The sequence below is a fragment of the Pseudomonas sp. DE0010 genome (assembly GCF_007680745.1).
Taxonomy (GTDB): Bacteria; Pseudomonadota; Gammaproteobacteria; order Pseudomonadales; family Pseudomonadaceae; genus Aquipseudomonas; species Aquipseudomonas parafulva_B.
Genome location: NZ_VEJQ01000046.1, coordinates 1 through 5121 on the forward strand (window position 1 = coordinate 1; position 5121 = coordinate 5121).

At 62.8% G+C, this 5121-nt stretch carries 5 protein-coding genes; 2 read left to right on the forward strand and 3 right to left on the reverse strand.

What is annotated here, in order from left to right; genetic code table 11:
• Positions 1-365: 365 nt before the first annotated feature.
• Complete coding sequence (locus FS767_RS21445) at positions 366-1127, reverse strand: SDR family oxidoreductase (RefSeq protein ID WP_058606116.1); 762 nt, start codon at positions 1125-1127, stop codon at positions 366-368.
• Positions 1128-1303: 176 nt separating this feature from the next.
• Between FS767_RS21445 and FS767_RS21450 the strand changes: the two genes are divergently transcribed.
• On the forward strand, positions 1304-2305 hold the full coding sequence (locus tag FS767_RS21450; RefSeq protein ID WP_144968128.1) for an NADP-dependent oxidoreductase: 1002 nt from the start codon (positions 1304-1306) through the stop codon (positions 2303-2305).
• A 69-nt stretch (positions 2306-2374) separates the two neighbouring features.
• Here FS767_RS21450 and pyrF read toward each other — a convergent pair whose 3' ends face one another.
• A complete protein-coding gene (pyrF, locus tag FS767_RS21455) occupies positions 2375-3076 on the reverse strand; it encodes an orotidine-5'-phosphate decarboxylase (protein WP_027914290.1) in 702 nt (233 codons plus the stop codon).
• A 214-nt stretch (positions 3077-3290) separates the two neighbouring features.
• Between pyrF and FS767_RS21460 the strand changes: the two genes are divergently transcribed.
• The gene (locus tag FS767_RS21460; RefSeq protein WP_023535343.1) at positions 3291-3458 is read left to right on the forward strand and encodes a DUF2897 family protein; all 168 of its coding nucleotides are present in this window, start codon (positions 3291-3293) and stop codon (positions 3456-3458) included.
• Between the two features lie 56 nt (positions 3459-3514).
• Here FS767_RS21460 and FS767_RS21465 read toward each other — a convergent pair whose 3' ends face one another.
• Positions 3515-3850: a helix-hairpin-helix domain-containing protein gene (locus FS767_RS21465; protein WP_058639934.1), complete on the reverse strand. Its 336-nt coding sequence runs from the start codon at positions 3848-3850 to the stop codon at positions 3515-3517.
• Positions 3851-5121: the final 1271 nt, after the last annotated feature.

Genomic DNA, 5121 nt, shown 5'->3' on the forward strand with positions numbered 1-5121 from the left:
GCCTGAGCCCTGTGGCTTACAGGACCCAGGCTGAGATAGGCTAACCAACTGTCCAACATTTGGGGCGCAGCTCAGGGACGCGGCGGCTGGTAGATTGGGTAACTGTATGAGTGCGGATCACGATTTGCGGCTCGGGCCGAAGAATTTGGGGCCGTTGCGCGGCCCATCGCGGCCGGTCCGGCGCCCCGGCAAGGCCGCTACCACACGGGGCTCGGTTGGCCTGTAGATTGCGCTTTTGTGGGAGCGGTCTTTGTGCCGCGATGGGCCGCGCAGCGGCCCCAGGATGTCAGCGTGATAGTGCCTCTTGAGGACGAGTGCTTAGACCCTGGCAGTCTTTAAGCTTCATCCACCACAACCTCACCCATTCAAATCGCCGTAGCCCCTCCATCCACCGTCAGGCAATGCCCAGTGGTAAACGCCGCACCGTCGCTGCACAGGTACAGCACCGCGCTGGCGATTTCGGCCACGGTGCCGATGCGTCCTACCGGGTGCATGGCGGCCGCGAATTCGGCTTTGCGGGGGTCGGCTTCATAGGCCCGGCGGAACATGTCCGTATCGATCACGGCCGGGCACACGGCGTTGACCCTGATGCCTTTGCGGGCATATTCGATGGCGGCCGACTTGGTCAACCCGATCACGGCATGCTTGGACGCACTGTAGATGCTCATCTTAGGCGCCGCGCCCAACCCCGCCACCGAGGCGGTATTGACGATAGCGCCGCCGCCCTGGGCCAGCAGCAGCGGTAGCTGATATTTCATGCACAGCCACACACCCTTGACGTTAACGCCCATGATGGCGTCGAACTGCGCCTCGCTGCCGTCGGCCAGCTTGCCCTGCTCGATCTCGATACCCGCATTGTTGAAGGCATAGTCCAGGCGGCCATAGGCGGCGATCAGGTGCTCGTGCAGTTGGCGGACCTGGTCGTCACAGGTCACATCGCAAGCGATGAACAACGCCTCGCCGCCAGCGGCCCGAATCTGCCCGACCGTGGCCTCGCCACCCACTGCATCGAGGTCGGCGACCACCACCTTCAGGCCCTCGCAGGCAAAGGCCAGCGCCGTTGCCCGGCCGATGCCTGCCCCGCCCCCGGTGACCAGTGCTACCTGGCCCGAAAAACTCATGCTCATGCCGCGCTCCTGTCAGGGCCTGTGAGGCACACGAGCATAGCCAGCCGCTGGTAAGGCCGGCAGCATCATCACATGGACATTTATAGGACCATGCTTGTCAGTGATGTTGAGGACCTGCTTTCATCAACAAGGTAGATTTATCCTCTTGTGCATATTCCATTCTTCAAGGACCCGTCATGACCCAGACCAATCGCCGCTTCCTGCTCGTCAAACGCCCGGTTGGGGCGGTAACGCATGAAGACTTCAAGTTCGAGACCCTGCCCGCCGAACAACCCGGCGAAGGGCAAGTGATGGTGCGCAACCTGTACCTTTCCCTTGACCCGGCCATGCGCGGCTGGATGAACGAGGGCAAGTCCTACATCCCGCCGGTTGGCTTGGGGCAGGTGATGCGCGCCCTGGGCGTGGGCGAAGTGGTTGCGTCCAACCACCCGGACTTCAAGCCTGGCGACCATGTGAACGGCGCATTGGGTGTGCAGGACTACTTCACCGGCGAGCCCCAGAACCTGCAGAAAATCGACCCGAGCCTTGCCCCCCTGCCCCGCTACCTGTCGGCCTTGGGCATGACCGGCATGACGGCGTACTTCGCCTTGCTGGAAGTGGGCCAGCCCAAAGCCGGCGACACCGTGGTGATCTCCGGCGCCGCGGGGGCGGTGGGCAGCATTGCCGGGCAGATTGCCAAGATCAAGGGCTGCCGCGTCGTGGGTATCGCTGGCGGTGCCGAGAAATGTCAGTACCTGAAGGATGAACTGGGCTTTGACGGCGTCATCGACTACAAGGCCGAGGACGTACAGGCGGGGCTTAAGCGCGAATGCCCGAAAGGTGTGGACGTGTACTTTGACAACGTTGGGGGCGAGATCCTGGATGCGGTGCTGACGCGCATCAACTTCAAGGCGCGCATCGTGATCTGTGGCGCGATCAGCCAGTACAACAACAAGGAAGCGGTCAAAGGCCCGGCCAACTACCTGGCGCTGCTGGTCAACCGTGCGCGCATGGAAGGCTTCGTGGTGATGGACCACGCCAAGGATTACGGCAAAGCGGCCAAAGAAATGGCTGGCTGGCTGGCCAATGGTCAGGTCAAGAGCAAGGAAGACGTGGTGGACGGCCTGGAAACCTTCCCAGACACCCTGTTGAAACTGTTCAACGGGCAGAACTTTGGCAAGCTGGTATTGAAGGTGTAATGACTGACGAGACGCACGCCTATCAGGTTCCGATTCAATACCGGAGCCTGACAGGCGTGCGGTTCAGGCTCAGCCGCGAATCTCGGCCACCACCGCTGCCAAGGCCTGGGCTGGATCGGCGGCCTGGCTGATGGGGCGGCCGATTACCAGGTAGTCCGAGCCGGCGTCCAGGGCCTGGCGCGGCGTGAGGATGCGACGCTGATCATCCTGAGCGCTGCCTGCTGGGCGAATGCCTGGGGTGACCAGTTGCAGGCCTGGGTGCGCAGCTTTCAGCGCCGGGGCTTCCAGCGCCGAGCACACCAGCCCGTCCATGCCGGCCTTCTCGGCCAGCGCCGCCAGGCGCAGCACCTGCTCCTGCGGGTCTACATCCAGGCCGATACCGGCCAGGTCTTCACGCTCCATGCTGGTCAGCACGGTCACACCGATCAGCAGGGGCTGCGGGCCGCTACGCTTGGCCAGTTCCTCACGGCAAGCCGCCATCATGCGCAGACCGCCGGAGCAATGCACGTTCACCATCCACACGCCCATCTCGGCAGCGGCCTTGACGGCCATGGCCGTGGTGTTGGGGATGTCGTGGAATTTCAGGTCCAGGAACACTTCGAAGCCTTTGTCACACAGGGTTTCGACAATGCCCGACGCGCTGCTGGTGAACAGCTCCTTGCCCACTTTGACGCGGCACAGCGCAGGGTCCAGCTGGTCAGCCAGCTTCAGGGCGGCTTCGCGGGTGGGGAAGTCCAGGGCGACGATCAGGGGCGTCTGGCAAGCGGGCATGGCAGGGTCTCTTGGCAAGTCGGAAACGGCGCGCATTGTAAACGATGTGACGCAGGCTGGGGGGCCGCTGGCCGAGGAATTGGTCGGACGGTGAGCCAGGATGTGGGCGTTGGGTGCTGGGCCGGGGTGAGGCGCTGTACCATTGAACCAACGAAGCGGCGCCTGGCTCAAATCAGGTAAGCAAGCCGCTTACACTCGCAACAGGAGAAGGAAAATGCCTTGGTATGCCTGGCTGATACTCATCGTTGCCATTGGCTCGATCGTCGGCGGTTTGATGATGCTGCGCGACACGGCCAAGAAGCTGCCGTTGACTGACGAGCAGTTGCGCAAGGTTCATGAACGCAATGCCGAGGCTGACGCCCGGGATGCTCAAGACCGCTGAATGCGGTTGATGGTCTTTCAATGAGCGGGCCTGTCGATAGGCCCGCCCCTCTGTGCTTATTGCACTTTCAGCTTGTCGCGATTGCGTTCCAGCAGCGCATTGCCGATGCCTTTTATCTCGAGCAATTCATCGACTGACGCGAAGGGGCCGTGGGCTTCGCGGTAGGCGACGATTGCCTCGGCCTTGGTTTTGCCGATGCCGTTGAGTTCTTTCTGGAGGGTCAGGGCATCTGCGCTGTTGAGGTCAACCAGCGGGGTGGCTTGCTGGCTTGCCTGGGCGACCATCGCCATGGGTTCGACCATTGTCGTGGTATTGGAGGGTGCTGCGTTTACGGTGAACGAAAGGCTGGCGACGAGTGGGAGCAGCAGCGCGGTGAGCAGGTTTTTACGCATGATGAAGACTCCTAGGGTTGGTCATTTCTGGCAGCCTGTTCCTTGGGCTGCGGGGTTAACCCTAGCGCTGTAGATGGGGGTGGAACAGGGTTGGGGGTGGGGTAATGGTTACTGGATTGGTCGGGGGTGGGCTTAGGGTGGGGGGAGGTTGCAGAGGTGGGTTTGCCTGGGTTGGTGGGGCGTAGCAAGGTTTATGGGCAGTAGGGTGGCTGACGGGGAATTGGGCTGACGTGGTGGGGGGCTTGAGTCTGACAAGCGTGTCGGGGTAGTCGCTTGGGGGGTAGGGAGTGTGATGTGGTGCTGAATGCGGGGGTGCTGGGTACCCTACCGGGGTAAGAGCCGCAGAGCTGGTGGCGCGCTTTAGATCTTGGGGCCGCTTTGCGGCCCATCGCGGCGCGAGGCCGCTCCCACCCGGGGAGGTGTTAGCCTTCAAATGCGGTGCTAGGCAGGCACTAACACGGCGTGAAGCACAGGCCTATTCGCACCTGTTGGAGCCGCAGGGCTGGTGGCGCGCTTTAGATCTTGGGGCCGTTTTGCGGCCCATCGCGGCACGAGGCCGCTCCCACCGAGGGAGGTGGGAGCCTTCAAATGCGGTGCTAGGCAGGCGATAACACGGCGTGAAGCACAGGCCTACTCTCACCTGTGGGAGTCGCAGAGATGGTGGGCGCGCCTTAGATCTTGGGGCCGCTTTGCGGCCCATCGCGGCGCGAGGCCGCTCCCACCCGGGGAGGCGGGAGCCTTCAAATGCGGTGCTAGGCAGGCGATAACACGGCGTGAAGCACAGGCCTACTCTCACCTGTGGGAGTCGCAGAGATGGTGGCGCGCTTTAGATCTTGGGGCCGCTTTGCGGCCCATCGCGGCACGAGGCCGCTCCCACCCTGGGAGGCGGGAGCCTTCAAATGCGGTGCTAGGCAGGCGATAACACGGCGTGAAGCACAGGCCTATTCGCACCTGTGGGAGCCGCAGAGCTCGTGGCGCGCTTTAGATCTTGGGGCCGCTTTGCGGCCCATCGCGGCGCGAGGCCGCTCCCACCCGGGGAGGTGTTAGCCTTCAAATGCGGTGCTAGGCAGGCACTAACACGGCGTGAAGCACAGGCCTATTCGCACCTGTTGGAGCCGCAGGGCTGGTGGCGCGCTTTAGATCTTGGGGCCGCTTTGCGGCCCATCGCGGCACGAGGCCGCTCCCACCCGGGGATGAGCTGCGCCCCAAATGTTGGACACCCGTCCACTTTTGGGGTTTTTATGCGCAAGTATTCAAAGCAGTTTAAGCTG